Origin of the sequence: Rhizobium lentis, assembly GCF_014200175.1 — a bacterium.
Lineage (GTDB): Bacteria > Pseudomonadota > Alphaproteobacteria > Rhizobiales > Rhizobiaceae > Rhizobium > Rhizobium mulingense.
The window spans coordinates 20,374-46,520 of the sequence record NZ_JACHBD010000010.1; the positions used below are offsets into that span (position 1 = coordinate 20,374).

The following is a 26,147-nucleotide window of genomic DNA, read 5'->3' on the forward strand; positions in this document are numbered from 1 at the left end:
GCTTTGTGAGTTGGCGGCGCTGCCACACGCGGAAATCATGAAAATTTACCAAAAGCAGGTTTAATGAAAGTTCCCTTCGCTGATCTTCATCTCCAATACCTCTCGCTGAAGGAGGAGATCGATGCTGCAATAGCTTCGGTTATTCGATCCTCCGCGTTTATCAGGGGGCCATTCGTTCAGACGTTCGAGGACGAATTTTCCGCCGCTGTTGGCGCCCCTTATTGCATCTCGTGTGCGAATGGCACGGACTCACTTTTCATAGCGATGCGTGCGTTAGGCGTCAGGCCTGGGGATGAAGTTATTACGACCGCTCATTCGTGGATTTCAACCACAGAGACCATCTCGCAAGCCGGTGGCAATGTTGTCTTCTGCGATACTGATGCTTTGACACACACCATCGATCCTGTCCAAATCGAAGCGAAGATCACGGCTCGAACGGTTGGCATCATCCCGGTTCATCTCTATGGCCAACCGGCCGATATGACTGCGATCATGGCGATAGCACGGAAGCACGGTCTCTGGGTCATAGAAGACTGTGCTCAATCCCATCTGGCCGAAATTGATGGGCAAATCGTCGGGAGCTTTGGGGATGTCGCTTCTTATTCTTTCTATCCGGGAAAGAACCTTGGCGCGATGGGCGACGCGGGCGCCATTACCTGCAAGGACAAATCACTGGCCGATCGGATGGCAATGTTTGCGCGGCATGGCGGGCTTTCAAAAGGCGACCACCAAATCGAAGGAATAAATAGTCGCCTCGACGGACTACAAGCCGCGATTCTCTCAGTAAAGCTGCCGCGTTTGCGCGAGTGGACTGCAAAACGGCAGGCACTGGCGAGACGTTATATGAGCGCCCTCAAGGATATTGATTGGGTAGAACTGCCCGAAACCGCAGCAGGACGAAGTCATGTCTATCACCTTTTTGTGATCAAGCACGAGCGTCGCGATGCCCTGGCTGCACACCTAAAACATGCCGGCATCCAAACCGTGGTCAACTATCCAATATCGCTGCCATTCCTGCCGGCTTACGAACGCCTTGGCCATCGGCCGGAAGATTTCCCCAACGCGTTTGGGAATCAATCCAAGATTCTTTCAATTCCGATTTTCCCTGAAATGACAGAAGCTCAACTCCTGTACGTCGCAGATACGATCAGGGGATTCGCCGAGTGAGTGATGAACGCCCGGAGAGCCATGGAAGGCGCAGCAATCTTCTTGGAAACTCAGGCTGGAATTTTGCGGGTTTCCTTTTTACGCTGGTTGCTAACCTTGCCACGGTGCCGTTCGTCGTGCGCTGGATTGGACTGCAGGCGCTGGGAAGCGCAGGCATAGTGATCGCTATCGCAGCTCCCGTGACGCTGATCGGTACCGTGCTCGGGCAGGCCGTTGTCAGGGAAATTTCCGCGCGGATTGGACGTGGCGAGGAGCATGCCGCCGCCCGTATCGCTATCGTCGGAATGAAAATCTGCCTAATCGCTTCGGCGGTGGCGTGGCTAGGGATCGTGCTTGCCGGGCCCTGGGTCATGACCGGCATCGCCGGTGCGTCTCTTCCATCACAGAATCTCACCGTCTCCTTCCTCATTGTCGCAACCGGCACAATGGCGCAGCAGTTCTCGTTTGTCCTGCAAGGTATTTGCGTGGGAAAGCAAAGTTTTCGATTGGTGGCCAAAGCATCAGCGTGGAGTTCATTCGCAACCATCATCATGACCTTGGGATGCACATGGTCCTTTCCAGTGCTGAATGGCTATTTGCTCGGGTTTTCTGGAAGTCTTGTATTGTCGACTGCAGGATGGATATGGGTTACATCCTCGGAATTCCGTGAAAGCGGCCGATTGATCTCATCGTCTCCCGACGAACTGAAATCATTGCTTCATTTTGGAAAATGGCAAAGCCTCTCTCAGCTTGCGGGAATCTTTGGCAACCAGATGGACCGCTACGTTCTGGCTTCGCTCGCGCCGTCTGCCGTTGTCGGCCAATATAACGTGTGCAATCGCGTCCAGGAGGCCGCTTACATTGCGGTCATACGTATCTGTGAAGTCCTGTTTCCTCGATTTGGCAACATGTCGAACAGCCGTGAAGAGGAGCGGCATGATTTCTTTATGCTCGCCTCATGGGGCAATTCGGCTTTCGGAGCCATCGTACTCTCGCCAATCGCGGTTCTCTCCAGGCCGCTGTTGACGGTTTGGGTCGGGGAAGAAACCGCTGCAGGCGGCACGCATCTGCTCCAGATACTCATTCTCGGCGGCATCGTCGGGTGCGGTTCGAATGTATTCCAGTATTACGCCATGGGAATGGGCAGAAACGCACCGGCTGCATATACTTCGCTTGCGTATTCGGTGATGACGGTTGTTTTTTCTTTCGTTTCCATTTGGTGTTTCGGTCCATACGCTGCTGGAGCAGGCTTGCTTGCTGCCAGCCTTGTAAGAGTACCTCTCGCGCTTTTGGTGACTCGCAACTGCTTCTTTCGCGCTTTCAGCGCGGAGCAAATGTTCGCCTGTACAGTTGCTCCTATCTTGGTTGGCATCTGCGTAGTTGTCGGATCTTTAGGCCTGAATTTCACCTGGATCAATGGCTGGCTATCCCTCGCTTTCGCGTATGTCTGTTCTGTCTGCGTTGTCTCCGCTGCGATCGCAGCCGTGGCGATGACGACGAAAACCGGGAGCATTATCTTGTCCCGTATCTATGGGTCCGTTAGAACGGCTTTGTCCGAGAGACGCCTAATTGGATGGAATAACCATCTTGTGAAACGCAAGAGAGGGTTTTGAGTGATCACTGTGGTAGACTACGGCGTCGGGAATATCGGCGCAATTACCAATATGGCGGAGTATCTGGGGATCGATGCTCGGCCAAGCGGTGATCCCAAGGAGATCGAAAGTGCCGCGAAGCTCATTCTTCCAGGGGTCGGTGCGTTTGACAAAGCAATGGCCACGTTGAGAAACAGAAAATTGGTCGATCCGCTGAATCACGCGGTGCGCGAACGGAGGGTTCCTGTTCTCGGCATATGTCTTGGTATGCAGCTGTTGGCGCGATGCAGCGAGGAAGGCTCGGAAACTGGCCTTGGCTGGATAAATGCGGATGTGAAGCGCATCAGGCTGCCGGCAACATCGTCCCTTAAGGTTCCTCATATCGGCTGGCTTGAGATAAGGCCGCGCCGAGAAAGCGCTCTGTTCGACAGGTCCAACCGGCGGGAGCGCTTTTATTTCGACCACAGCTATTTTGTCGATTGCGATGATCCGAATGACGTTACCGCCGTCATCGACTACGGCGAGGAGCTATGTTGCGCAGTGAGTTCGAACAATGTCAGCGGCGTGCAATTTCATCCTGAAAAAAGCCACCGCTTCGGAATGCGGGTTCTTGAAGCATTCGGAAAGCTTTGATGAGAAAAAGGCTTATACCCGTCCTGCTGGTCGATCAGAAACGTCGGCTGGTGAAAACGATAGAGTTTGGTGAGCGCACCTACGTCGGCGATCCCTTCAATGTTGTTCGCCTGTTCAACGAAAAGGAAGTCGACGAGATCTGCATTCTCGATATCGACGCCACACGTACGGGGCGAGGTCCTGACCTCGGCTTCGTTCGCGAACTCGCAACCGAATGTTTCATGCCTTTGGCATATGGCGGCGGCATCACCGAGCTTAAGCAGTGCGAGGAACTTAACCGTTCCGGCGTCGAGAAGTTTGTACTCGGTCAAGGCGCGCGCAATTCGCAACTGGTGGGAGCGATCGCTGCCGATATGGGCAGCCAGGCTGTGGTCGCCTGTGTCGACGTTAACGGTCGCGGCGCGGCGGCGAGCTGCTACGCTTCAAGCGATGCGAGGCAAGAGCCGATAGAATTCTGCCTGAGGCTGCAGGATGCCGGCGTTGGCGAAATAATTCTTCAGTCGAAAACTCTCGACGGCACGCGCAACGGATATGATCTTGAGTTGATCCAGTCGATTACCCGGAAGCTGAGCATTCCGGTCGTTGCCTTGGGTGGCGCCGGAAACGTCGCCCACCTGATGGAAGGCCTTCATGCCGGCGCTTCCGCCGCGGCTTCGGGGAGCGCCTTCACCTTTATCGGTCGGCTAAGGGCAGTCCTTATAAGCTACCCTGCACCAGAAATTTTGGAGGAGGCGGAGCAAGGTGCTCATGGATAACGCGTCGCGAGTTTGCTCATTTTGCGTCATGGACAACTCCAACCCGTCGATCGTGTTTGACGCAAACGGCCAATGTAACTGCTGTCGAGATGCGCTGAATCGCAAGCCGCACGAGTGGTGGACCGGCCCCGAAGGCGACATACGAATGCGGCGATTGATCGCCACATTGAAGGAAGAAGGCGCAGATAAGCCGTACGACGCCATGGTCGGGCTTAGCGGTGGAATTGACAGCGCGTTTCTTGCGCATCTAGCTGCGCGAAAGCATGGTCTTCGTCTTCTGGCGGTCCATGTCGACGGCGGTTGGAATTCCGAGCCCGCCGTCCACAATATTGAAATTCTTGTCCGAAAACTCGATCTCGACCTTCACACGTATGTAATCGAGTGGCAGGAGATGCGCGATCTGCAGATTGCGTTTATGAAGGCTTCTGTCCTCAATCAGGACATCCCGCAAGATCATGCATTCTTTTCCACCCTCTATAGGACAGCAGCTAAATTCGGCATTCGTCACTTCCTCAGCGGCGTAAACTTCGCGTCAGAATCGGTGATACCCCGCGGCTTTGGCTATCCGTCGATTGACGGAACGCATGCGAGCGCGATTCAAGAACGCTTCGGCTCCTTGAAGCTCACGACCTATCCCTTCATGAGCCCTCTTGAGTATATTTGGCTTACCCGCGTCCGACGGCAACTCACCATTCACCGTCCGCTCAACTACATCGACTACAATAAAGAAGAGGCGCGCACTGAGCTTCAGCGCGAATATGGGTGGCGAGACTACGGCGGCAAACACAGTGAATCTCGATTCACAAAATTCTATCAGGATATCTATCTTCCGAAAAAATTTAACTTTGACAAAAGACGGCTTCATCTTTCAAGTTTGATTGTGGCCGGACAAATGACACGGGAGGAGGCGCTGCGCGAAATTTCAACGCCCATCATCTCCGTTCAGGATGCCCGCAGGGAAACAAAGTTCGTGGCCAAAAAGCTGGGATTGAAGCCGGAAGAGCTCCAATCGTATATCGAGGCACCGCCAGTACCGCACAGTAACTTTCCGAACGGCATGTGGCTTCATAAAGCGCTTTTGCGCCTGCGTAAGGTGACTCGAATTTTGCTGCCGTCACGCAGCGCAACCGTAGAGGCAGCTGATGTCGACTAGCCTCGTCTTCGCAATGGCTGTCACACTGTCGGTGGGCTTCTACGTTTGGAAGGTGGGTATCAATCTGACGCTTTCGTCAGTATTTTTAGGCCTCATGCTCATGCTTCATGGCCCTATGTATCTATATTACACTCGAGTATGGGGTCCTCAGACCAAGTTCTTCGAGACAATCATGTCTGCTGCCCCCTATAATGATGCTATAGGCGCGCTGGATCTCTCACTTGCCATTTCAATTATCTGCATTACTTTCGGTATAGGGTTGGCGGATTTCGCGTCTGGCATTAGTCATCAGCAGATCCAGGCTGCCCTGCATTCCTGGCGTACTCGGCCTGTCCGCATATCTAAAGGCGTCGGTCAACGCGTCGAGGTTATTTCAATAATCGGACTCCTTATCATTTTGGCGGTTGTTGTGTTAGAAAACAACATACCCAAAATAATCGTCTACTTTATTTCGGATGCAAGTGAGGTCGCGAAAATTGCGATGCGACGAGAGTCGGGTGGAAGCCGCTTTTATCTTTTCAATCTCCTGGTCTCCAATGTACTTCCGTTCTGTGCCTTTTGCTGCTTTATAGTAATAAGACAGCGGTCAATGAAATTGAGAGCGATCGCGATTGCTTGGGCTTTTATAATCGCCGTTGTGGTGGCCAAGGCCTCAACTCTGAGCAAGGCACCACTGGCGATATTTATACTGCAGTTGCTAGTCGTTGAACATCTTAGAAAATCTTTAGATTTGCCGTTAGGGATGGCGATCAGGTTTATTCTGTTTGGCGTACTTCTGTTCGGAGCGATGGTACTTATTGCCATTCGTGAATTACATGGTGTCGGCGACGCACTCGAATTTCTCTTTTACCGGATATTCATGATCCCGAATGAGAGCTTGCTCGAGTATTATACTGCAATTCCTAGCGTTATCCCGTACAGCTGGGGCAGTAAGTCCAGTTGGCTGATCAGCTTTCTAGCGGGAGAACCCAATGAGCCAACTTATCTACTGGTCGGCGCCGTCCATAGGGGTGTGGAAGGTTCCACATCGACAGCATTGTTCATCGCGGATGCTTGGGCCGACTTCTCTTGGATTGGCGTTCTTCTGTTTTCACTCTTTGCCGGCTTCTTTATTCGTTTGCTAGATATCGAACTTTTCGTAAAGCGAGGAAAGACCGTCGCAACAATTGCGGGGCTGGCTCTCGGCCACTATGGAATATTCGTGATGCTTTCAACCGCTCTTCAAACTGCGATGATGACAGGTGGTTTAATTTTGATTATTCCACTAGTAGTGGCGCTGTCTAGTTCGCTGAAGTGGGTGCCAGATAACAACAATGGCGGGCGAGAACAGCTTGTCACGACCGGATAGATATAGAAGTCCTAGATGCGCGTTTTTCAGAATTCCGGGGTATATCCGGCTTACCTGCAGCGGCTCAACATGCTCGCAGGCGGTGCGAGAAGTTTTTCAGATCGATTGGCGCTTTTTCTGGATGATCGCTATGGGGCTTGTCACATATTAAAACCGGCGATGGATAGGTCGCCAGAGTTCTTCTTTACGAATGGCGATGACGAGATACTCCAAAGATACTGGGCGATAGAAAACGGCTTGCCCGCTTCCTCCGACATGGAGAAAATTTTGTTGAGCCAGATCGAGCATCATCGCACTGAGATATTCTATAATTTGGATCCAATGCGATACGGAAACGAATTTGTCCGCAAGCTTCCCGGCAGCGTGCGGAAGTCAATCATGTGGCGAGCGGCACCTTCGAGCAACGCCGACTTTGGCGCTTACGATTTGATAGTCTGCAACTTTCCTCTCATACTGGAAGGTTATAGGAAGCTTGGCTGGCGGGCTGAATATTTTACGCCGGCCCATGATCCTGCAATGGATAGCTACGCCGAAAACCGAAATCGACCAATCGATGTGCTTTTCGTCGGAGGATATAGTCGTCACCACCGTCGCCGTGCAGAGATACTGGAAGCGGTATCTGCCATTAGAAGAGATTTCGAAGTTCACTACCATCTTGACCGGTCACGACTGACTAGGCTTGCGGAAAGCCCAATTGGGTGGCTTTTGCCTCTCGGGAAGCACAGACGTCCAACGAATATTCGTGCAGTATCCCGTGCCCCACTCTTCGGGCGCGAGCTTTATGAAGCGATTTCAAAGTCGAAAATCGTTCTAAACGGCGCTGTCGATATGGCGGGCACGGATAGGGGAAATATGCGATGCTGGGAATCGTTGGGATGTGGTGCATTAATGGTGTCGGACGCCGGCGTTTATCCCGAGGGGATGGTCGACAATGTCAGCGTCGTTACTTATGAAGATGCTGAGTCCGCACAGCTGAAAATCGTAAAACTGCTTAGGGAACCGGAGCGTCTTCAGGCGTTGGCTAAGGAAGGAACTCGAACTGTACGGACGTCATACAGCAAGCATGCTCAATGGCTTAATTTCCAACAGCTGGCTGGTAACGCATGACGTTAAGCCCGGCCACAATCGCAAACACGGCGGCGGGATGGTTAATTCGCAGGCGCAGTAAATTTGTCGTTGGGAGCAGTAGCACTGTCCGGTGGCTAGCATTGCGATCCATTCGTCGAGGCACCGTGGAGATTGGCGAGAGATGTATCATCAATTGCAACATTAGCTTTGACCACCCCGATGGCCGCATCACCATTGGCGATCGCTGCTACATAGGCGCCAGTCATTTGGTTTGCCATTCCGCGATTGCGATTGGAAACGACGTCATCATCTCATGGGGAGTGACAATTGTGGATCACGATTCACATTCTCTCGACTGGGAGCTGCGCAAGAACGATGTGACAGATTGGAGCTTGGGGAACAAGGATTGGACGGGGGTATCCATCAGGCCGGTGGTTATTCGAAACCAGGTGTGGATTGGTTTCGGCGCGAGTATTCTGAAGGGGGTGACAGTCGGTGACGGGGCGGTTATTGGAGCCAATGCAGTTGTCACGCGCGATGTCCCGCCTTACGCAGTCGTCGCCGGTAACCCTGCTCGCATAATTCGGATTCTCACCCCGACACCAAGAGAGGCAGAAGCTCAACCATGACAGCAACAAAGTTGGATACATGGGAAGAAGCCGTCCAGTGGCTTCGGCAACAGCCTGATCAGCAGAAGCTGGTATTTGATGCGTATTACGACGATCCAATTCTGGAGGCCGCGGAGCGCTATTGGCGGAGCGGTGAGTGGTCTGCCATTCGTGAATTTCTCCCGCAGGCACCAGGAACCGCTGTAGATATTGGCGCCGGCCGCGGGATAGCCAGCTATGCTTTGGCTAAGGAAGGTTTCGAAGTAACGGCACTCGAACCCGACGCGAGCGACCTCGTAGGTGCTGGTGCAATTCGAGAGCTCTCCAATGAAGCTCGTCTTTCAATTTCGATCGCCGAAGAATTTTCCGAGAAGCTCCCGTTCCCTGAGCATGCCTTCGATGTGGTTTTTGCCAGAGCCGTTCTGCACCACACCTCGGATCTGTCGGCCGCATGTCGTGAATTCTATCGAGTGCTCAAACCGGGTGGGCGCTTCATCGCAGTACGCGAACATGTCATATCGAGCGAACGCGATTTGCCGACCTTTCTCGATCGCCATCCCCTACACAAGCTCTATGGAGGGGAAAACGCCTTTCTCCTGAATGACTACCGGAACTCGATTGTTTCTGCCGGTTTTAAGATGGACAGGCTACTTACACCTTTTGAGAGCGAGATCAACTTCGCGCCCTACACTCCCGAGGAGTTGAAGGCGGAAATTGGAGCGCGGATTGCCGTGCGATTGCCGCTTATTGCAAAAGCAACTCAGGTGCTTTTGAATATTCGCGCTGTATGGGCAATCTTCTCGCGCGCCGCAGCGAACTTTGATCATCGGCCTGGTCGGCTATATTCCTTTGTCGCTACGCGGCCCCTATAAAGAAAAAGAATGGCTCGTATACTAATAACAGGCGCTCACGGATTTATCGGAAGACATCTGGCAAAGTCGCTCGCACTTGCCGGAAACGTGGTGATTGGCCTCGGGCATGGGAATTGGCCACCGCTTCATGCTCAGCGTTGGGGGCTGGTTTATTGGCTAAATGGCGAGATCGACATCCCCAACCTTCGCTCAATTCAAAAGCAGTTCGGAACGGTCGACATCGTATACCATCTCGCGGGCGGCTCTTCAGTGGGAGCAGCAATCGCAAATCCCCGCGAAGATTTCCACCGTACGGTCAGCTCCACAGTTGAACTGCTAGAATGGCTGCGCCAGGAGGCCTCAAAAAGTATACTGGTGGCGGTTTCTAGTGCTGCTGTTTACGGGGCAGGCCATATAGGCCAGATAGCGGAGACGGCGAGACCGAACCCCTTCTCCCCCTACGGTCATCACAAGCATATAATGGAATCTTTGTGCATCTCCTATTCCGAGAGCTATCAGTTGAAAGTGGTGATTGGTCGCTTGTTTTCGGTCTATGGGGAGGGATTACGCAAGCAGCTGCTTTGGGATGTTTGCTCGCAGCTCGAGGTCCATCCTGACCAGATCCTTCTCGGTGGTAGTGGCAACGAGCTTCGAGACTGGACGGCGGTGACCGACGTCGTGCGCGCGCTGTCGTTTATCCACACGGAAGCCAACCTCCCACCAAAGGTCATCAATATCGGCACTGGCCGCGGCACCAATGTTCGTACGATCGTTGAAGGCGTTGGCCAAGCATGGGCGGCCGATACCAACTTGAGTCCTGAAATTGAATTCTCAGGCAAAGCAAGAGCTGGCGATCCCCAGAGTCTGATCGCACAATCGGATCAGCTCGCAGCTCTAGGATTTGAGTGGCAAAAGGATTTGATGGAAGGCCTAGCCGATTACGTCCGCTGGTTTCGCTCCGAATCTGGGGCGAGATCATGATCCGCATTGCCTTCACGATGATCGGTGGGAAAAGCTGGACAGGCGGTTATAACTATCTGTTGAATCTCGTTACGCTGCTGTCCAATGATCAGGGTAGGGCTGTTGCGCCCGTGATGTTCTTCGGCACCGACGTCAATGAGGATGATGTAACCCCTTTTGTCGCACTTAACAGCGTCCAGGTGGTCCGTAGTCCGCTCTTTAACAGATCTAGGTGTCTTAAATCTCTGCTTACCAGCATTGTCACAAGCGCCGACTGGGGTGTGCGTAACTTATTTAGAGTTCATCAGATTGACGTAACATTTGAAGTGGCACAATTTTTTGGCTTCAATCTAGGCGTCCCCGCTATTGCCTGGATTCCGGATTTTCAGCACCGCTTCCTTCCCCATCTCTTCAGCCGGGTCGGTTACTGGAAACGCGATATAGGGTTTAGAATTCAGATTCTAGGAAAACGCGAAATAATGCTGAGCAGCGAGGATTCGCGGATTGCTTGTGAACATTTCTATCCGTCCTCCCGAGGGCGCACACATGTCGCTAGATTCGCAGTGCAGCCCAAGGGAGTGATTGCTCCTTCGGCTGCCCGTGCTCTCGCTGACAAATATGAACTGCCTGAGCGATACATCTTCCTTCCTAATCAGTTCTGGCAACATAAGAACCATCTGCTTGTCGTAGAAGCATTGAAGATTCTGCATCGCCGCGGTCAAGAGGTTACGATAGTAGCATCTGGTAGCCAGTGTGATCCGCGCGATCCCTCTTATTTTCCGCGGGTGAGGGCTGCCATCGACAGTTCCGGTCTTTCCTCGAACTTCATACTTCTCGGCCTTATTCCGTATCGCGATCTCGCCCCGCTTGCAGTCGCCAGTATGGCCTTGCTGAATCCATCTCTCTTCGAAGGATGGAGCACGACAGTCGAAGAAGCTCTATCTTGGGGCGTGCCACTGATTTTGTCTGATTTGGACGTCAACCGTGAACAGGCGGGTGAAGCGGCGGTCTATTTCGATCGCTATGACGCGCACGCGTTGGCCGACGCACTCGCTTCGGCAACCCCGTCTTCGCCGGATGTCGTGTTCGAACGGGCAGCGAAGGCACAGGCCGTCGCTAACGAACGGGTAAACCGTTTTATCGCCGATTTCCATTCACTCGTTCAGCGAGCCGCCAAGCGCCGGTAACAGACTTTAGAGGAAGGCCGGCAGACTGACCTCCTATCCACCAGCGACGAAATCAATAATGCGCAACCCAAAAATTTCAATCATCACCGTTGTATTTAATAGTGAAGCCACGATCGTTGACACGATAGAGTCTGTTCGCGCCCAAAACTATCCAAACATGGAATATATAGTTGTTGACGGACTCTCAAAGGATCGCACGCTGGACCGGATCCACGAACACGGCGATGTTATCACGCGGCTGGTTTCCGAAAAGGACTTTGGTATCTATGATGCCATGAACAAAGGAATACGTCTTGCGACCGGTGAAGTTATAGGCTTCATCAATGGGGACGACTTCTACATGCCAGGTGTTCTGGCAAAGGTTGCAGAGGCGTTTTTGGATCCGGGCTTGGACGCGTGCTACGGCGATCTTTGCTATGTTCGGCAAAATGATATCTCTTCGGTAGTGCGCCACTGGCGCTCTTCGCCTTTTGTGCCGGGAGCTTTCGAAGAGGGCTGGTGCCCGCCTCATCCAACCTTCTTTGTTCGGCGGGAGGTCTACGAGCGCCATGGTCTATTTGACCTCGATTACAGGATTGCTGCTGATGTCGAATTAATGATGCGGTTTCTAGAGCGCCACCATATCAACTCAAATTATTTGCCCGGAGTAATGGTAACGATGCGCTTGGGCGGCACCACAAATCGCAGTTGGCAAAATATCTTGCAGCAGAACAGAGAAGTCCTTCATGCGCTCAAAATTCATGGCTTGAGAGCCAACCCAGTACGCTTCTTCTCGAAGAAGCTTGTATCGCGTGGAATACAGGTATTCCGCGCGGTTTGGTTCAAAGTGCGGGGATGAGTTAGCTCTTCGGCCGTCTGCGGCGATTTCGTTGGATGACATACGCGTCTTTTAGGAGATTTACCAGAACGCCGGTAACAAAACCGATAAAGAGACCCGCACTCAGAATAGTTATCTTTGTGGGAGAGGCTGGATTTGGCGGAGCATAAATTGGAGAAAGCAGCGTAGCAGACTTGCCTAATTCGAGTTTAGCCGTGAGATCGGCAATATCCTTACGCAAGGCGATCGCGTCGTCCCGAGTGGCGAGGTATATTGCTTGCTGCCATTCGGAACCCTGCGCCTGCTTGAGAAGATTAGAATTTTCGGCGAGCTGGCTCTGAAGGGAGCTGATTTTAGATTTCAGACGTTCCAAACCGTCGGATGCGACTGACGTCTGCTGTTCTTGAACCCCCCGCACGATCGCAGCTACACATTGCTGCGCCAATTCGGGGGTAGGCGCAGTAAATGAAATTTCAACGACGTCACTCGGAACCGACGGTGCCTTCACGCGCACATTGTGCGCTATCTGTTCGGATGTTGCCACGCCGCCACCGGAGCATGTGGAGACGGTCTGCTGATCGAAAGCGGATGGAGACTGGAGACGAAAAGTAACATGCTCGCGAGGCTCTACAAGAGCGACAGCATTGGGGTCTAACTGCGTGGGATTAGACGCGGTTGCAAGCACCAGTTGGGCTGAAGCTTGATAAAAGGGTTGGCTACGCCACAGAAAAATGCCTGCTATCAGAACTCCAACGGAACAGCACACAACAATGCTGGCAACGCCTCTTCTCAAAAGCGATACAATCGAAAAAAGATTAATTTCCTCGTCAAATAACCTTTGTTCCATCATCTCAGCTTTCCACCATAGCGCCAAACTAGCAAAGAAATCTAACAAAAGCAGCAGGCTGATGACGCTTCAATCCTATCGCACCTTCGATGTCAATCATCAAAAGGCCCGCATACACGCTTATCCCGATAACGTGGGTGACGGTCATGTGGTGCTTTGGCTTAGGTTCCTGGCGCTTTCGTCGGGGCCTTGAAAAAGGGGGGCCCGCTGGTATCTAGCGGTTGTGCTCGCTATTTGGTCGTAGGCAGCCACATCATAAATGGAGCTCATAAGTTTCACCAGAGCGGTCCTCGTCAGAGTCGTTGCCGGTCTCGTGGGCCGCGGCAGCCATTTTTGTCACTCACAGCGTGGCTGAACCCGAACCCGCCGCCGCTCATGTCTCAGGCGGCGGTATTGGCCTCGGCGCCGGTGAGAGCCAGATCCGAGACCTCACCCGTTGACGAATAGCCGGAAACAAGCTCCGCCAATGTCGCACGTGCAGCGATCATATCGTTCCGGTCCAATGCCGCGTTGAGCGCGTTGAGCCTTCGCGACAGCTCGGGCCAGGATAGGAAATCCTCGCGCGCCTTCATAATCCGAGGATGTTCGGTTGTTTCAGGATTATCCCCGATCAAAAGTTCTTCATAAAGCTTCTCGCCGGGCCGAAGACCGGTAACGGACAGCTCGATATCGCCTTCGGGATTGTTTTCGTCGCGGACGGCTAGCCCGGAAAGCTCCACCATCTTGCGGGCGAGATCGGCGATGCGAACTGGCTCTCCCATGTCGAGCAGGAAAACATCTCCGCCCTCGGCCATCGCGCCGGCCTGTATGACGAGTTGGGAAGCCTCGGATATGGTCATGAAATAGCGGGTTATATCAGGATGTGTCAGCGTTACGGGGCCGCCTTCCTTGATCTGCTGCCGGAAAAGCGGCACGACGGATCCGGAGGAGCCGAGCACGTTTCCGAAACGGACTATGGAGAAATTCGTCCGCATTCTGTGGGTAGTCGATTCCGCTGCGAGCGCCTGCAGGACCATCTCGGCCAACCTCTTGCTGGCGCCCATCACATTTGTCGGACGCACGGCCTTGTCGGTACTGATCAGCACGAAATTCGAGACGCCGCATTTATGCGCCGTGCGTGCCGCGACCAGCGTACCCATCACATTGTTCTTGATGCCTTCCACGGCATTGTGTTCGACAAGGGGAACATGTTTGTAAGCGGCTGCATGATAGAGCGTCTGAGGTCGCCAGCTCTGCATGACATGTTCCATGCGATCCTGATCGCGGACAGAGCAGAGGATTGGGACGATCTGCAGATTTTCATATCTGTACAGTTCGGCCAGCTTCCGCAATTCGGCGTCAATACTGTAAAGCGCAAACTCGTTCTGATCGATGAGGATGAGGCTGGAAGGCCCGGTGCGCAAAATCTGACGACATAATTCGCCGCCGATTGAGCCGCCGGCACCGGTGACCATCACCACCTTGTTGCGCATCGACTTGTCGAGTAGCTCCTGGCGCGGCGCGACCGCTTCCCTGCCCAGCAGATCTTCGATTTCGAGCTCTCGGATGTCGGAGACGGCGATGCGTCCCTGAGCCAGGGCAGTGAGATCCGGCAACGTGCGAACATTGACCCTGGCTTTACGGACGTGCTCCAGGATTTCGTTGCGGCGCTGCCGCGTTGCGGAGGGAAGAGCAAGAAGCACGTTGTGGACGCCGAGAGATTCGGCAAGCACCGGAAGATCCGAGGGGTCGTAGATCGGCAAGCCGCCCATGACGCCGCCCTTAAGACGCGGATCATCATCCAGGTAACCGACGACATTGAGTTCGGCGCTGTTCCTCAGGGCGCCGGCGAGTTGCCGCCCGGCCTTGCCTGCCCCATAGATCAGCACCTTGGCGAGCATATTCTTGTGAAGGATGCGCTGGTAGGCATCCCCCAGCCAATAGCGGATACTCAACCTCGACAGCCCGATCGCAATTAACAGAAGGAAGGGCTGGAGGATGCCGACGGTTCTCGGAACACCCGGGACGCTGAGTGCTGTAAATATCGTCATGAAGGCAACGCCGTAGATCGCAATCGCCTTCAGAACAGTAATGAAAGCAGCCATATTGGCATAACGGAAGATCGCCCGATACATGCCCATGACGATGAAGATGGGAAGGGCCATGCACAGTGAAACGAAAACCGGCAGCCACTGCACACCGGTCAGCACCGTCCATTCGTTCAGGCGGAAGCAATAGGCCAGCCAGATCGTCAGAACACAAAAGCTGGAATCCACCAGCAAGGCCAGAGCGCGTTTGGCAACCCGCGGCATCGCCAGCAGAGGGGCGACGAGCGCTTGCATCGGCATTAAGAACCATCCTGAGCGAGGCGTCTCAGTGGGAGTATTTTCAGGCATTGCTAACCAGCGTCTCGCAGATCAATAGACAACCACCTTCTTGTCGCTTTCTGCAACGAGCGCAACTGAAATAATCGGAAATCAAGGTCTCCCGCGCCGCTTATCTATCAGAAGTAGGCTATACAATGGCCATCTGCCCGTCCGCCCATTACCTTGCCGCCGGTACGGCAGGTGATTTTTCACGCTTCAGTCCCACTGCGCCTGACCCGCGTCAACCACAGAGCTCCATCATGCTCATGTCGGTGGATTGGGCTCAGTCATATGGGGGTTGCGCTCGTTCGGTCGTTTCCATAAACACATCCTGAAGATTGTATTGAGAGACGACGTAGAAAATGACGAAAACCGCGCTTATCACTGGGGTGACTGGTCAGGATGGTGCCTATTTGGCCGAATTGCTTCTGAGCAAAGGCTATACGGTGCATGGTATCAAGCGGCGATCTTCGTCTTTTAACACCGGCCGTATCGAGCATATCTACCAGGATCCGCATGAAGCCCATCCGCGCTTCATGCTGCATTATGGCGATATGATCGACTCGACCAATCTTCTTCGGATCGTGCAGCAGACGCAGCCGGATGAAATCTACAATCTCGCCGCACAAAGCCATGTCGGCGTCAGCTTCGAAACGCCTGAATATACGGCAGACGCCGACGGCATTGGGACGCTGAGGCTGCTTGAGGCGATCCGTATCCTCAGTCTTGAGAAGAAGACGCGATTCTACCAGGCGTCGACATCGGAGCTATACGGCCTCGTGCAGCAAGTGCCGCAGAACGAGAATACGCCCTTTTACCCGCGCTCTCCCTATGCCGCAGCCAAGCTCTATGCCTATTGGATCGTGGTGAATTATCGCGAGGCTTACGGCATGCATGCGTCGAACGGCATTCTGTTCAACCATGAAAGCCCGCTTCGCGGCGAAACCTTCGTTACCCGCAAGATCACAATGGCGGTGGCTGCCATCCATCTCGGTCTTCAGGAGAAGCTTTTCCTCGGCAATCTCGACGCCAAGCGCGACTGGGGCCACGCGCGCGAATATGTCGAAGGCATGTGGCTGATGCTGCAGCAGAACAAGCCCGAGGACTACGTATTGGCGACGGGCGAGACGACCAGCGTGCGCCAGTTCGTCCAGTGGGCCTTCGCCGATGTCGGCATCACCCTAGATTGGAAGGGATCCGGCGTTGACGAGAAGGGCTATGACGCCGCCTCGGGTCGATGCCTTGTCGAAATCGATCCCCGGTATTTTCGTCCGACCGAAGTCGATCTTTTGCTTGGCGATCCGAGCAAGGCGCGTCAAAATCTGGGTTGGCACCACAAGACGCCGGTTCGCGAACTGGCCGCCGAAATGGTGCGCGAGGATATCAAGCACTGGAAGGCTCAAAACTTCAGGAAAGAGAGCTGAGTGTCCGACTTGTCCAACAAGAAAATCTGGGTGGCCGGCCATCGGGGCATGGTGGGCAGCGCACTTGTGCGCCGGCTTCACTCAGAAAATTGCACCGTCATGACGGCAACGCGTCAGGAGCTTGATCTCAAGCGGCAGGACGAGGTCGAAAGATTCGTCCAGGCAAACAGACCGGATGCAGTCATCCTTGCCGCCGCGAAAGTTGGCGGCATTCTTGCAAACGATACCTTTCCGGCCGATTTTCTTTACGATAACCTGATCATCGAGGCCAATATCTTCGAAGCCGCCCATCGCAGCGGTGTCGAAAGGCTTCTGTTCCTGGGCTCAAGTTGCATTTACCCCAAATTTGCGCCGCAGCCGATTTCTGAAGATGCGCTTCTGACCGGCCCGCTCGAGCCGACCAACGAATGGTATGCGATCGCCAAGATCGCCGGCATCAAGCTGGCCGAAGCCTACCGCAAGCAGCACGGCCGCGACTATATTTCGGCCATGCCCACCAATCTTTATGGCCCGGGCGACAATTTCGATCTGCAATCCAGTCACGTTCTGCCGGCGCTGATCCGGAAAATCCACCTCGCAAAGACGACCGGAGCTTCCGAAATTATCATCTGGGGAACCGGAACGCCCCGGCGTGAATTTCTTCACGTCGACGATTGTGCGGATGCGCTCGTTTTCCTGTTGAAGAATTATTCGGGCGCTGAGCACGTCAATGTCGGATCGGGGGAGGATATCGAAATCATCGAGCTCGCGCGCCTGGTTTGCCGCGTTGTCGGTTATGAAGGAACAATCGCCCACGACCTCTCCAAGCCGGACGGTACCCCGCGCAAGCTGATGAGCAACGACAAGCTGAAGAACATGGGCTGGAAGCCGCGCATCTCGCTAGAGGAGGGGGTTCGCGCCGTATATGAATGGTTTCTGCAGGTCGAAGGCAACGGCGCCGCTGTGCGACAATAGCGGTCGAGGGGTTTAAAATCTCGTCGAGAATGGATGCCGTCGCCGATCCGTCGGCCCGGCAAGGTCAGCGTGCCGTCAGCACGGCGCGTGGCGCTGGTCTGATGTCTCTCCCTGAACAGAGCGGTTGATTCGAAGCGCACGATTACGGCCGGAATCGCGGCAACCGTTCGCTGCTTTGGCAAGCAGCAGGTCAGACAATCGCACCGGCGCCTGTCGTCTCATCAATGAGGAAGATTTGGCTGGGGAACCTGGATTCTCACATGATTTCAAAGGCTTATCTAAATTCCCTTTGAATTCCCTCTGTTTTTCCGTCGCGAGCGACCCTGGATGTCACCTTTGTGCCCTGGCTCTGGGCGTCAGTCAATATGTAGGTTGAGCGGCAATTATTTCCGCTTCTGGAACCCGAAGCGGGCCTTCGCCGGCTGGTCACCCTCCAGCAGCTTTGGGTGGTGAGCGGAAGTTCACTCGAGGGCGATGGACGTCTGCAGAGCACTGGAACACCAGCAGTCTGGAAACTACATGCGGGCCACTTTCCGCGCTAGCGCCAGAAACCCGAACAGGTGGGGCGATCGGTTGTCGCGCCGGTAGTTCAGCGAGAGCTTGGTGCCTGGGTTGAATCCCTCAAAACTCCGGTAGACGACCCCGGTTCGCTCGTTTAGGGCGACCGACTGCGGCACGATGCAAACACCCACGCCGACCGAGACAAGACTGATTGCGGTCAGGAAGTCTTGAGCCATCACCTGTGAGGCAGGGATGAAGCCGTTTCGCTTGCAGACGTCGAGAACGTAGTCCGCATAGCTCGGCCTCGGCCGTCGCGGGAAAAGCACGAACGTCGTATCTCGCAGCTCCCCGAGTTTCAATGGATCTGGAACATTGGCGTATCTGTCTGGCAGCGCAAGGACCAGGGACTCCTCGATCAGCGTCTCGGATTTCAGCTCCGGATCCTCGATCGCGGGACGCGCGACAGCAATATCGATCTCCCGTTGGATCAGTGCGCGCTGCAGCTCGGCGTTGTTCATGGCAGAGAGAGCCAGCTCGATATCCGGATGGGCGAGTCGAAATGCCTTGATGATGTTGGGGAGGACGCCGAACGTCGCAGTGCCGACGAAGGCGATCCGGAGACGCCCTGCAACCCCCTCGCCGATGCGCCTCACCTCGCGCTCCGTCTGGTCGACGCGCTCGAGTATTTCTCTTGCCCGTTCCTGAAGCAGCTCGCCGGCTTGGGTGAGCCTTATCTGGCTGCGGCTGCGGTCAAACAGGATCGCGCCTATCTGCTTTTCGAACTGAGCGATCTGGCGACTGAGCGGAGGCTGGGCAATGCCTAGCCGCGCGGATGCCCGGCCGAAATGCAGCTCTTCCGCCACCGCCAGAAAATAACTCAGCCGTTTGAAGTCCATCATCGTCCGTCAGGCATGAGCCAGCTCCGCCTGGGAGTGCCTCATAAGCTCCAGCGCCTCCTGAAAACAGGGTCGGAAGGCGGAAGGGTTCTCGCTCATCGGAAAATGTCCAAGATCCTTCATGATGGCAAGGGTGGCGCCGTCAATCGCTTCCGCCGTACGGCGGGCGTCCTCGGGTGTGCAGGTCAGGTCGTATTCTCCGCACATGATATGCACCGGCGTTTTTCTCGTGTCGATCATTCCCAGCCTGCCGGTGAGGCTGTCATCCTTCGTGTAGAAACTGAGATCGCCGCGGAACACACCCGGCCCCGATTGCATGAACATCCACTGGGTGTTCCAGCGTTCGACAGACGGCGCCTGGGGAGCAATATTGGCCGACACGAGGGCGGCGCCCATCTCTCCGCCGTGGGCGTCGGGACGATGGAACCAGTCGATATCATACCAAGCGGGCTGGAAATCGGACGCCTCGATGGCGATGAACCCGGCAAAGCGATCGGGATGCAGCGCCGCCAGTTGCAGAGCGATCCGGCCTCCCATGGAGCACCCCGCGAGGAGTGGCTTCTCCAGCCCCAGCGCATTGCAAAACGAGAGCACTGTTTCAATGTAGGTCCCGGTGGTCAGCAGGTATTCCGCCGTCTCGAAGCCTTCCGGCGGCAGGGACTTGCCGTGCCAGGGCAGGTCGAATGCCAGGAAGCGGTGCGAACTGGTGAACGCCTCGTCGTTGAGAATGAACCGCCATTGGCGGGTATCGGCTCCGGCGGTATGCAGGCAGACAACCGGGCGGCCCTGGCCGGCTTCCTCGAAGTAAACCCGCAATGGTGTGCCATCGACGGTCAGGCGGACATACCGGCCGGTGATCGGTTCGATCGACGATGTCATGGGCGTTCCTCCCGTCGACCCAGTGCCATGAATTCCTTGAAATAGCGCAGGTTCTTCACGAGAGTCAGAATGTCTCCGTCGATGCGGCCGTGCCCATATTTCACGAGGCCGAAGATGTCATGGTACCCAGGCTCTGGCAGCGGGTGCCAGAATTTGTCCAGCGCCTCACCTTTGACCCTGAGCGCGAAGCGCCACGGCAGTTTCTTGCTCGGACCTTCCTTGATCTCAACCACGCGGCCCTTCTCGAAGGTGAGGTAGAATTCATCCCGGTCTATTTCGAGCAGCACGGTCTCATTGAACAGGCGCCCGAGGCGCAGGAGATGAGGGGTGGCGTTGAGCCTCCCCGCCATGTCTTCGAGTTTGAACCGATGGAGTGCGTAAGGCATTTCCGGTGTCATTGGCTTCCTGCCTTGCGCGCCATGAAGCGCACCTTGTCTTCGTCGAGGGTCATGCCGAGGCCAGGACCAGTCGGCACATGGATCTCGAACTCCTCGAAGACCAGCGGCGCCGCGACCAGATCGTCCACGAGAATACGGGGACCGAAGTGCTCGCTTCCCCATTCGAGCTTGGGGAGCGTCGAAAACACGGCCATGTGCGCTGCTGCGCCGATGCTGCTTTCCAGCAGGCATCCGCCGTAAAGCTCGATGCCGAATGCCTGCGCGATGCCGGCCGCTCGCTTGAGCTCAAGGAGCCCGCCGCTTTTGACCAGCTTGAGGGAATAAACGCTTCCGCAGGCCTGCGAGGCGACGCTCGCCAGTTCCGTGTTGGTGAAGGCCGCCTCGTCGATGAGAAGCGGGATGCGGGTCCGCGACGCGACACGCGCCATGGCGTCACGTTGGGACGCCGGAACCGGTTGCTCGATCAGCGCCACGCCGAGTTCCTCGAGCGCGGGAAAGAGCCTGAGGCATAGTGCTTCCGTCCACGCTTGATTGACGTCGACGATAAGCCGCACGTCGTCGCCCAGGCCGGCGCGCAAGTGTTGCAGGCGCCTGACGTCGGCATCCGGCGTGTTGAATCCGAGTTTGATCTTGAAGTCCTTGTGCTGACGCAGACGTAGCTTCTCGCGTGCCTCCTCGAGTTCCTGTCCGGAATCGCCGGAGGCAAGCGCCCAGATCACGCCGATTCTGTCGCGGACCTGCCCGCCGAGCAACGCACTGGCGGGTAGGTCGAGCGTGCGGCCGACGGCATCAAAAAGTGCCGACTCAACCGCCGCCTTGGCAGCGAAATTGCGCGTGGCCGCCTTTGACATACGCACGGCATTGGCCTCGAACATCATCGCATTCTGATCTGCGAGGGCGGGGGCGAGATATTTCTCGATGACCGCCTGTATTGACTCCACACTCTCCTCGGCCCAACGCGGCCCACCGAGCGTAGAGGCCTCGCCGATGCCCGTGACACCGTTCACAAGCATAACCCGCACGAGAACAAATCCCTGGTGGGCGATCTCCGTGTTCGAAAGCTTGTGCCGGCGAATGGTGGGAGCCTCGAGGATGGTCGCTACGATGGACCGAATCCGCATGTCCCGCATACCGGCCGCGGATTGGTCAGGAGTTGGGGATGGTTCAGCGATGGCGGGGGGCATATTCCTATTGCCTTTCGAGCTGATCCGCAGAGACGCCGCTCGGCGGATCGATGCTGGAATGCTGCTGCGGTGATTACTCGGCGGCGACAGACATGGTGCCGGTAGCCGGCTTGAGCTTGAAATCGAATTCCATGACGAGATCCGTATCCGCGCCAGCTCCGGCCGTGCCCATCTTGCCAATGAGGCTTTCCTTAACGGCGAAGACGGCGTCGTTGTCGAGATACTCGGTATCCGCGTCATAGATCTGCGACACAAGGCCTTGATAGCCATCTTTCTTGAGCATGAAGTGGATATGGCCAGGACGCCACGGGTGGTGGCCCATATAGTTCAGCAGTTCGCCGGCTGCGCCGTCGTAGGGGATCGGATAGGGAACCGGCCGAATTCCGACGAATTCGTATTCGCCTTTTTCGTCGGTCAGGAAGCGGCCGCGAAGATTGTAATCGGGCTGATTCGGATCCTGCTGTTCATAGAGGCCGTTCGGGGCGTCCTCCCAAACGTCGACCGTCACGCCCTCAACGGGACGTCCGGCCGTATCGCGGACGGTTCCGCGGACACGTACGGTCTCAGAGCCTTCGAAGCTCTTCTGAACAATCGAGGCGCCCTTCGGCAAAACCGGCGGGTTGTCGCGATAGAACGGCCCGAGGACAGTAGATTCGCTCTCACCATCGGTCACGGCGTGGTCGAGCATGTCGACCAGAACTTCGACACCCAGGATATCGGAAAGCAGAATGAACTCGTTGCGAGCGTCATCAGAGATATGTCCGGCACGGACGAGGAATTGACAGGCTTCAATCAGCTCCGCGTGGGTGATCTTCGCCTCGATACAGAAGGCGTGGATGTGGCGGATCAGGCTTTCAAGAATCTCACGGTTGCGGGCCGGGATATCCGAAGACAGCGCGGCGATTACGACATCCGAGATGTTTTGCTGGGTTACGTTTCGCATTTTCTCCTCCTCAAACGTGTAAGTATGCGGTTCATCTCACCACATAAGCTCGGTCTCGACCTGCAGCAGGCAAGCCGCAGTAGTTCGCGTATTTTCCATGGCGCCGAATTTGCCTTTGAAGAAAAGCAGCGGTTCATCGCCGTCGCTTCTCGCGAGCGCCTGAACCCGACCGACGAAAATCGTGTGATCGCCGGCGAGGATTTCGTCGTGGACGATGGCCGAGAACGTGGCAATCGCGCCGCGGATCACTGGAAGGCCATCGAGAGTGTCGAACAGGTCGTGCAGGTCAGCGTTCGGCTTGCCTGCGAAATGCCACGCCACGGCGCCCATGCCGGAAGCAAGAACGCTGACGGCGAAGCGGCCCGATTTCTGGATCTTCTCCAGCATTCGCGCCTTCTCGGCAACTGAAATGGCAATCAGTGGCGGATCGAGAGAAATCGACATGAACGCGTTCGCGGTCATGCCGTGATCGTGGCCGTCGCAGTGGGTCGTGATGATGTTCACACCGCTCGCGAAGACACCACAGGCGTCGCGAAACGTGCGGGGATCAAGCAGTCGCATGGTGCCCTCCATTGCCATTGGATACTCGAAACGGCGGAAGCTCCGACCATCCTTCCAGTCGGTCCGCCTCGAGGAAGCGTCCTGCGGCCCTAAGGGCTCGAATCCGAGTGCTCGATACAACCTCGCCAGACTCGCAGCATATGGCCGGAAGGATGCGAGTATCGAAGTGGCTGGCTAGCAATGCCGGGTTTCCCTTCTTGCAGGAACCGAAGCGGAAATCCGAGCCGAGCCAAATGACCCGCGGCGAAAGCCGACCGATTTCGCGAATGAAATCATTTGCTGTGCGGGCCCGATAGGACGCGTCGAAACGGGCGACGACGATGTGATCGGGGCCGAGGGCGCTTATCCGCTCGATTTTCTCATCGATCGAAGTGAGGGGGCGGGCACCGCACAGCAGAGCCTTGGGAGGCGGATCGAATGTGTAGACGACAGAGGGAACGCCGAGACTTTGCGCATTTAGCACAGCCGACCGGATCAACGCCTGATGGCCGCCATGAACCCCGTCGAAGGCTCCGATCGTCAGGGCCGATCCGCAAAGCGTCAATTCTGCCTCATCTTGAATCTGCACATGAATGCGGGGGTGATGATCCATGGTCTCCTCCCATGTTCCCAGCCGTGGCGCCTTCTCCAGCGCCATCGATGAGTAAATCTAGCGCCGGACGGCATGCTCTGCGATGCCTGAAGCGGTATCGCATGATACCTATCAATCGCTCCCTTTAAGCGCATAGTTCTCTCCCTCGGAAAGGGAAGGAGTGCCCTTTCGGATCAAAGCGCCGCACCGGCACGCAGCCCACCCGGCCAAAATGGAGGAGTGAACGACATGCACAATCTGGCTATCGCGTCCGAGGAGAACGCAAACTCGACCGACGCCTACACTGGTTCGGAGTTCCTGGAGAGCATTCAGGACGGCCGCGAGATCTACATCTATGGTGAGCGCGTCAAGAACGTCACCGAGCATCCGGCATTTCGGAATTCCGCGCGCATGGTGGCGCGCTGGTACGATCGCTTCCATGAAAAGAAGAAGGAAATCGGCGTGCTGACCGACACGGGGTCGGGCAAGTTGACGCATCCCTTCTTTCTCGGCTCCAAAACGAGCGAAGACCTCATCAAGTCACGAGACGCTATTGCCGAGCTGCAGAAGGTCTCCTACGGCTGGATGGGCCGGTCCCCGGACTACAAGGCCTCGTTCCTCGGAACGCTGGGTGCGAATTCCGACTTCTACGGCGAATACGCCCAGAATGCGCGTGCCTGGTACGCCCGTACGCAGGAACGGCTCGACTACTGGAATCACGCTATCGTCAATCCGCCGATCGACCGTGACCGCCCGATCGAGGAGGTTCGCGACGTCTTCATGCATGTGGAGAAGGAAACGGACAAGGGGCTCATCGTTTCGGGAGCCAAGGTTGTCGCGACCGGCTCGGCCCTCACGCACTACAATTTCATCGCCCACTACGGCATCCCGATCAAGGACAAGTCCTTCGCGCTGATCTTTACCGCGCCGATGGACTCGCCAGGCATCAAGCTCATTGCCCGCTCGTCATACGAGTTCAACGCGGCCGCGACCGGATCGCCGTTTGACTACCCGCTTTCGAGCCGTCTGGACGAGAACGACTCCATCCTCGTCTTCGACAAGGTCCTGGTGCCCTGGGAGAACATCTTCATCTATGGAGATGTCGACAAGATCAACCAGTTCTTCCCGGCATCGGGCTTCGTCCCGCGCTTCACGCTGCATGGCCTTACGCGTCTGTCGGTGAAGCTCGACTTTATCGCAGGCCTCTTCTCTATGGCTGTCGAAGCAACGGGTTCGAAGGATTTTCGCGGCGTGCAGGCCGGCGTCGGCGAGGTCATCGCGTGGCGCAACACATTTCATGCACTGGGTGATGCGATGGTGAAGTCGCCCGTTCCGTGGCAGGGAACCGAAGGCTACAACCTGCCGAACCTCAATGCCGGTCTTGCCTATCGCGTGCTGGCCCCGATGGCATATCCGCGCATCAAGGAGTTGATCGAGCGTCACGTCGCGAGCGGCCTGATCTATCTGCCGTCTAGTGCTGCGGATTTCGAGAGTGAGGCTATTCGTCCATACCTCGACCGCTTCGTCCGTGGCTCGAACGGCTATGCCGCGCTGGACCGGGTCAAGCTCCTGAAGCTTCTATGGGATGCCATCGGCACGGAGTTCGGCGGTCGCCACGAGCTCTACGAGCGCAACTACGCCGGCAACTATGAAAACCTTAGGATCGAGACGTTAGGAGCGGCGACCGTCACCGGCGATCTCGCGTCCATGCAGTCCTTGGTGAAGGCCTGCATGAGCGAGTACGACCTCTCCGGATGGACGGGTTCTGATCTGATAAACCCGGATGACATCAGCCTCGTCGGCCGAGGTTCCGTCCAAGCAGCTTAGTGGTTCCACTGTGGTTCGGCTTCGCCTGACCATAGCTCCAGAAGCCTCCAACCCTTTAGATCAGGGTTGGAGGCATTTCTTTGCCTCCGTGCTGTTTTCCACACATGCCGCTGTTAGGGCTGGTATGGGCCCAATTCAGACGTTCATTGCCTCGTTGCAGATGACAGCGTAGGTCGAAACGAGCCAGCGCTGACTGGGCTGCAGACGACAGCTCTTGTGCTCAAAGCGGAAGAATTCGCCCCTGACAAATGGGTCCCCAGCCGTCTTTCTACACACAGCTCCAGCATCCTCGGAATCTGGAGGAGGTCACATGGTTTTTACGCGAAATTGCGCTAAGTGACTGTAAAGACGTCCCTTTTTCTGGGTGGGAAATAGCAGCCATTACGCAGAGGAAACAGGTCCAAAATAACCTGCCCGGGGACCTTGGATTCTCACATGATTTCAATGGCTTAGTTGAAAGACCTTGAATTCCCTCTGTTTTCCCATCGCGAGCGACCGTGGATGCCACCTTTGTGCCCTGGCTTTGGGCATCAGTCAACCGGCAGGTTGAGCGGTAATTATTACCGCTGTCGGACCTCACGTTTTGCAGTGACGCCGCCCTAAGGCGCGCGGCAGCTTTGCGCCCTCTTTCGAGACATTCAGACCGTCCCGTGGATATCCTGAAAGTCGCCGTTCAACTTTGATGCAATCGGGCGTGGC

General features: G+C 55.7%; 24 protein-coding genes. 15 read left to right on the forward strand and 9 right to left on the reverse strand.

From position 1 onward, the window contains the following. Positions 1 to 63 precede the first annotated feature (63 nt). The 12 genes from GGI60_RS22075 to GGI60_RS22130 are packed head-to-tail and all read left to right on the forward strand — an operon-like array spanning position 64 to position 12,139. Positions 64 to 1,167, forward strand: coding sequence for a DegT/DnrJ/EryC1/StrS aminotransferase family protein (locus GGI60_RS22075; protein ID WP_183739578.1), 1,104 nt, complete (start codon positions 64 to 66; stop codon positions 1,165 to 1,167). Continuing rightward, on the forward strand, positions 1,164 to 2,759 hold the full coding sequence (locus GGI60_RS22080; protein ID WP_183918586.1) for a lipopolysaccharide biosynthesis protein: 1,596 nt from the start codon (positions 1,164 to 1,166) through the stop codon (positions 2,757 to 2,759). Before GGI60_RS22075 ends, GGI60_RS22080 begins: the two co-directional genes overlap by 4 nt. Then, entirely contained in the window at positions 2,760 to 3,371 is a 612-nt protein-coding gene (hisH, locus tag GGI60_RS22085; RefSeq protein WP_183739572.1) for an imidazole glycerol phosphate synthase subunit HisH, read from the forward strand. Further along, a complete protein-coding gene (locus tag GGI60_RS22090) occupies positions 3,371 to 4,126 on the forward strand; it encodes a HisA/HisF-related TIM barrel protein (RefSeq protein ID WP_225882572.1) in 756 nt (251 codons plus the stop codon). Before hisH ends, GGI60_RS22090 begins: the two co-directional genes overlap by 1 nt. Then, positions 4,119 to 5,279: an N-acetyl sugar amidotransferase gene (locus GGI60_RS22095; RefSeq protein ID WP_183918587.1), complete on the forward strand. Its 1,161-nt coding sequence runs from the start codon at positions 4,119 to 4,121 to the stop codon at positions 5,277 to 5,279. The genes GGI60_RS22090 and GGI60_RS22095 overlap by 8 nt, the downstream gene beginning before the upstream one ends. Beyond that, positions 5,269 to 6,627 (forward strand): oligosaccharide repeat unit polymerase, encoded by a 1,359-nt coding sequence (locus tag GGI60_RS22100; protein ID WP_183739563.1) that lies wholly within the window; start codon positions 5,269 to 5,271, stop codon positions 6,625 to 6,627. Before GGI60_RS22095 ends, GGI60_RS22100 begins: the two co-directional genes overlap by 11 nt. Positions 6,628 to 6,642: 15 nt before the next feature. Then, positions 6,643 to 7,734: a glycosyltransferase gene (locus GGI60_RS22105; protein ID WP_183739560.1), complete on the forward strand. Its 1,092-nt coding sequence runs from the start codon at positions 6,643 to 6,645 to the stop codon at positions 7,732 to 7,734. After that, positions 7,731 to 8,324, forward strand: coding sequence for a DapH/DapD/GlmU-related protein (locus GGI60_RS22110; protein ID WP_183918588.1), 594 nt, complete (start codon positions 7,731 to 7,733; stop codon positions 8,322 to 8,324). Before GGI60_RS22105 ends, GGI60_RS22110 begins: the two co-directional genes overlap by 4 nt. Beyond that, positions 8,321 to 9,175 (forward strand): class I SAM-dependent methyltransferase, encoded by an 855-nt coding sequence (locus tag GGI60_RS22115; protein WP_183739554.1) that lies wholly within the window; start codon positions 8,321 to 8,323, stop codon positions 9,173 to 9,175. Before GGI60_RS22110 ends, GGI60_RS22115 begins: the two co-directional genes overlap by 4 nt. A gap of 9 nt (positions 9,176 to 9,184) precedes the next feature. Then, positions 9,185 to 10,135: an NAD-dependent epimerase/dehydratase family protein gene (locus tag GGI60_RS22120; protein WP_183739551.1), complete on the forward strand. Its 951-nt coding sequence runs from the start codon at positions 9,185 to 9,187 to the stop codon at positions 10,133 to 10,135. Then, positions 10,132 to 11,301 carry a glycosyltransferase gene (locus GGI60_RS22125; RefSeq protein ID WP_183918589.1) on the forward strand — a complete coding sequence of 390 codons (1,170 nt, stop codon included), beginning with the start codon at positions 10,132 to 10,134 and terminating at the stop codon, positions 11,299 to 11,301. The genes GGI60_RS22120 and GGI60_RS22125 overlap by 4 nt, the downstream gene beginning before the upstream one ends. Before the next feature lie 58 nt (positions 11,302 to 11,359). Then, positions 11,360 to 12,139: a glycosyltransferase family 2 protein gene (locus GGI60_RS22130; RefSeq protein WP_183739545.1), complete on the forward strand. Its 780-nt coding sequence runs from the start codon at positions 11,360 to 11,362 to the stop codon at positions 12,137 to 12,139. Between the two features lies 1 nt (position 12,140). Here GGI60_RS22130 and GGI60_RS22135 read toward each other — a convergent pair whose 3' ends face one another. Further along, entirely contained in the window at positions 12,141 to 12,968 is an 828-nt protein-coding gene (locus GGI60_RS22135) for a Wzz/FepE/Etk N-terminal domain-containing protein (protein ID WP_163877372.1), read from the reverse strand. 377 nt (positions 12,969 to 13,345) lie between these two features. Then, positions 13,346 to 15,340 carry a nucleoside-diphosphate sugar epimerase/dehydratase gene (locus tag GGI60_RS22140; protein ID WP_183918590.1) on the reverse strand — a complete coding sequence of 665 codons (1,995 nt, stop codon included), beginning with the start codon at positions 15,338 to 15,340 and terminating at the stop codon, positions 13,346 to 13,348. A gap of 332 nt (positions 15,341 to 15,672) precedes the next feature. Here GGI60_RS22140 and gmd point away from each other — a divergent pair, with 332 nt between their 5' ends. Then, positions 15,673 to 16,734 carry a GDP-mannose 4,6-dehydratase gene (gene gmd / locus GGI60_RS22145; protein ID WP_183918591.1) on the forward strand — a complete coding sequence of 354 codons (1,062 nt, stop codon included), beginning with the start codon at positions 15,673 to 15,675 and terminating at the stop codon, positions 16,732 to 16,734. Next, on the forward strand, positions 16,735 to 17,688 hold the full coding sequence (locus tag GGI60_RS22150) for a GDP-L-fucose synthase (protein ID WP_312862815.1): 954 nt from the start codon (positions 16,735 to 16,737) through the stop codon (positions 17,686 to 17,688). Positions 17,689 to 18,203: 515 nt separating this feature from the next. On the opposite strand, the gene GGI60_RS22155 is transcribed toward GGI60_RS22150, so the two are convergent. The 7 genes from GGI60_RS22155 to GGI60_RS22185 all read right to left on the reverse strand — a co-directional run bounded on the left by GGI60_RS22155 (position 18,204) and on the right by GGI60_RS22185 (position 23,642). Further along, the gene (locus GGI60_RS22155) at positions 18,204 to 19,088 is read right to left on the reverse strand and encodes a LysR family transcriptional regulator (RefSeq protein ID WP_246720462.1); all 885 of its coding nucleotides are present in this window, start codon (positions 19,086 to 19,088) and stop codon (positions 18,204 to 18,206) included. A gap of 6 nt (positions 19,089 to 19,094) precedes the next feature. Next, a complete protein-coding gene (locus tag GGI60_RS22160) occupies positions 19,095 to 19,964 on the reverse strand; it encodes an alpha/beta fold hydrolase (protein WP_183918592.1) in 870 nt (289 codons plus the stop codon). Continuing rightward, positions 19,961 to 20,362, reverse strand: coding sequence for a hypothetical protein (locus tag GGI60_RS22165; RefSeq protein ID WP_246720463.1), 402 nt, complete (start codon positions 20,360 to 20,362; stop codon positions 19,961 to 19,963). The genes GGI60_RS22160 and GGI60_RS22165 overlap by 4 nt, the downstream gene beginning before the upstream one ends. After that, the gene (locus GGI60_RS22170) at positions 20,359 to 21,546 is read right to left on the reverse strand and encodes a muconate/chloromuconate family cycloisomerase (RefSeq protein ID WP_183918593.1); all 1,188 of its coding nucleotides are present in this window, start codon (positions 21,544 to 21,546) and stop codon (positions 20,359 to 20,361) included. The genes GGI60_RS22165 and GGI60_RS22170 overlap by 4 nt, the downstream gene beginning before the upstream one ends. Positions 21,547 to 21,619: 73 nt before the next feature. Then, positions 21,620 to 22,489 (reverse strand): dioxygenase, encoded by an 870-nt coding sequence (locus GGI60_RS22175; RefSeq protein ID WP_183918594.1) that lies wholly within the window; start codon positions 22,487 to 22,489, stop codon positions 21,620 to 21,622. Positions 22,490 to 22,525: 36 nt separating this feature from the next. Next, positions 22,526 to 23,050, reverse strand: a complete 525-nt coding sequence (locus GGI60_RS22180; RefSeq protein ID WP_183918595.1) for a flavin reductase family protein — start codon at positions 23,048 to 23,050, stop codon at positions 22,526 to 22,528. Next, entirely contained in the window at positions 23,037 to 23,642 is a 606-nt protein-coding gene (locus tag GGI60_RS22185; protein WP_183918596.1) for an FAD synthetase, read from the reverse strand. Before GGI60_RS22185 ends, GGI60_RS22180 begins: the two co-directional genes overlap by 14 nt. A 228-nt stretch (positions 23,643 to 23,870) precedes the next feature. On the opposite strand from GGI60_RS22185, the gene GGI60_RS22190 reads away from it, so the two are divergent. Next, the gene (locus tag GGI60_RS22190; protein WP_183918597.1) at positions 23,871 to 25,448 is read left to right on the forward strand and encodes a 4-hydroxyphenylacetate 3-hydroxylase N-terminal domain-containing protein; all 1,578 of its coding nucleotides are present in this window, start codon (positions 23,871 to 23,873) and stop codon (positions 25,446 to 25,448) included. The last annotated feature ends 699 nt before the right edge of the window (positions 25,449 to 26,147 follow it).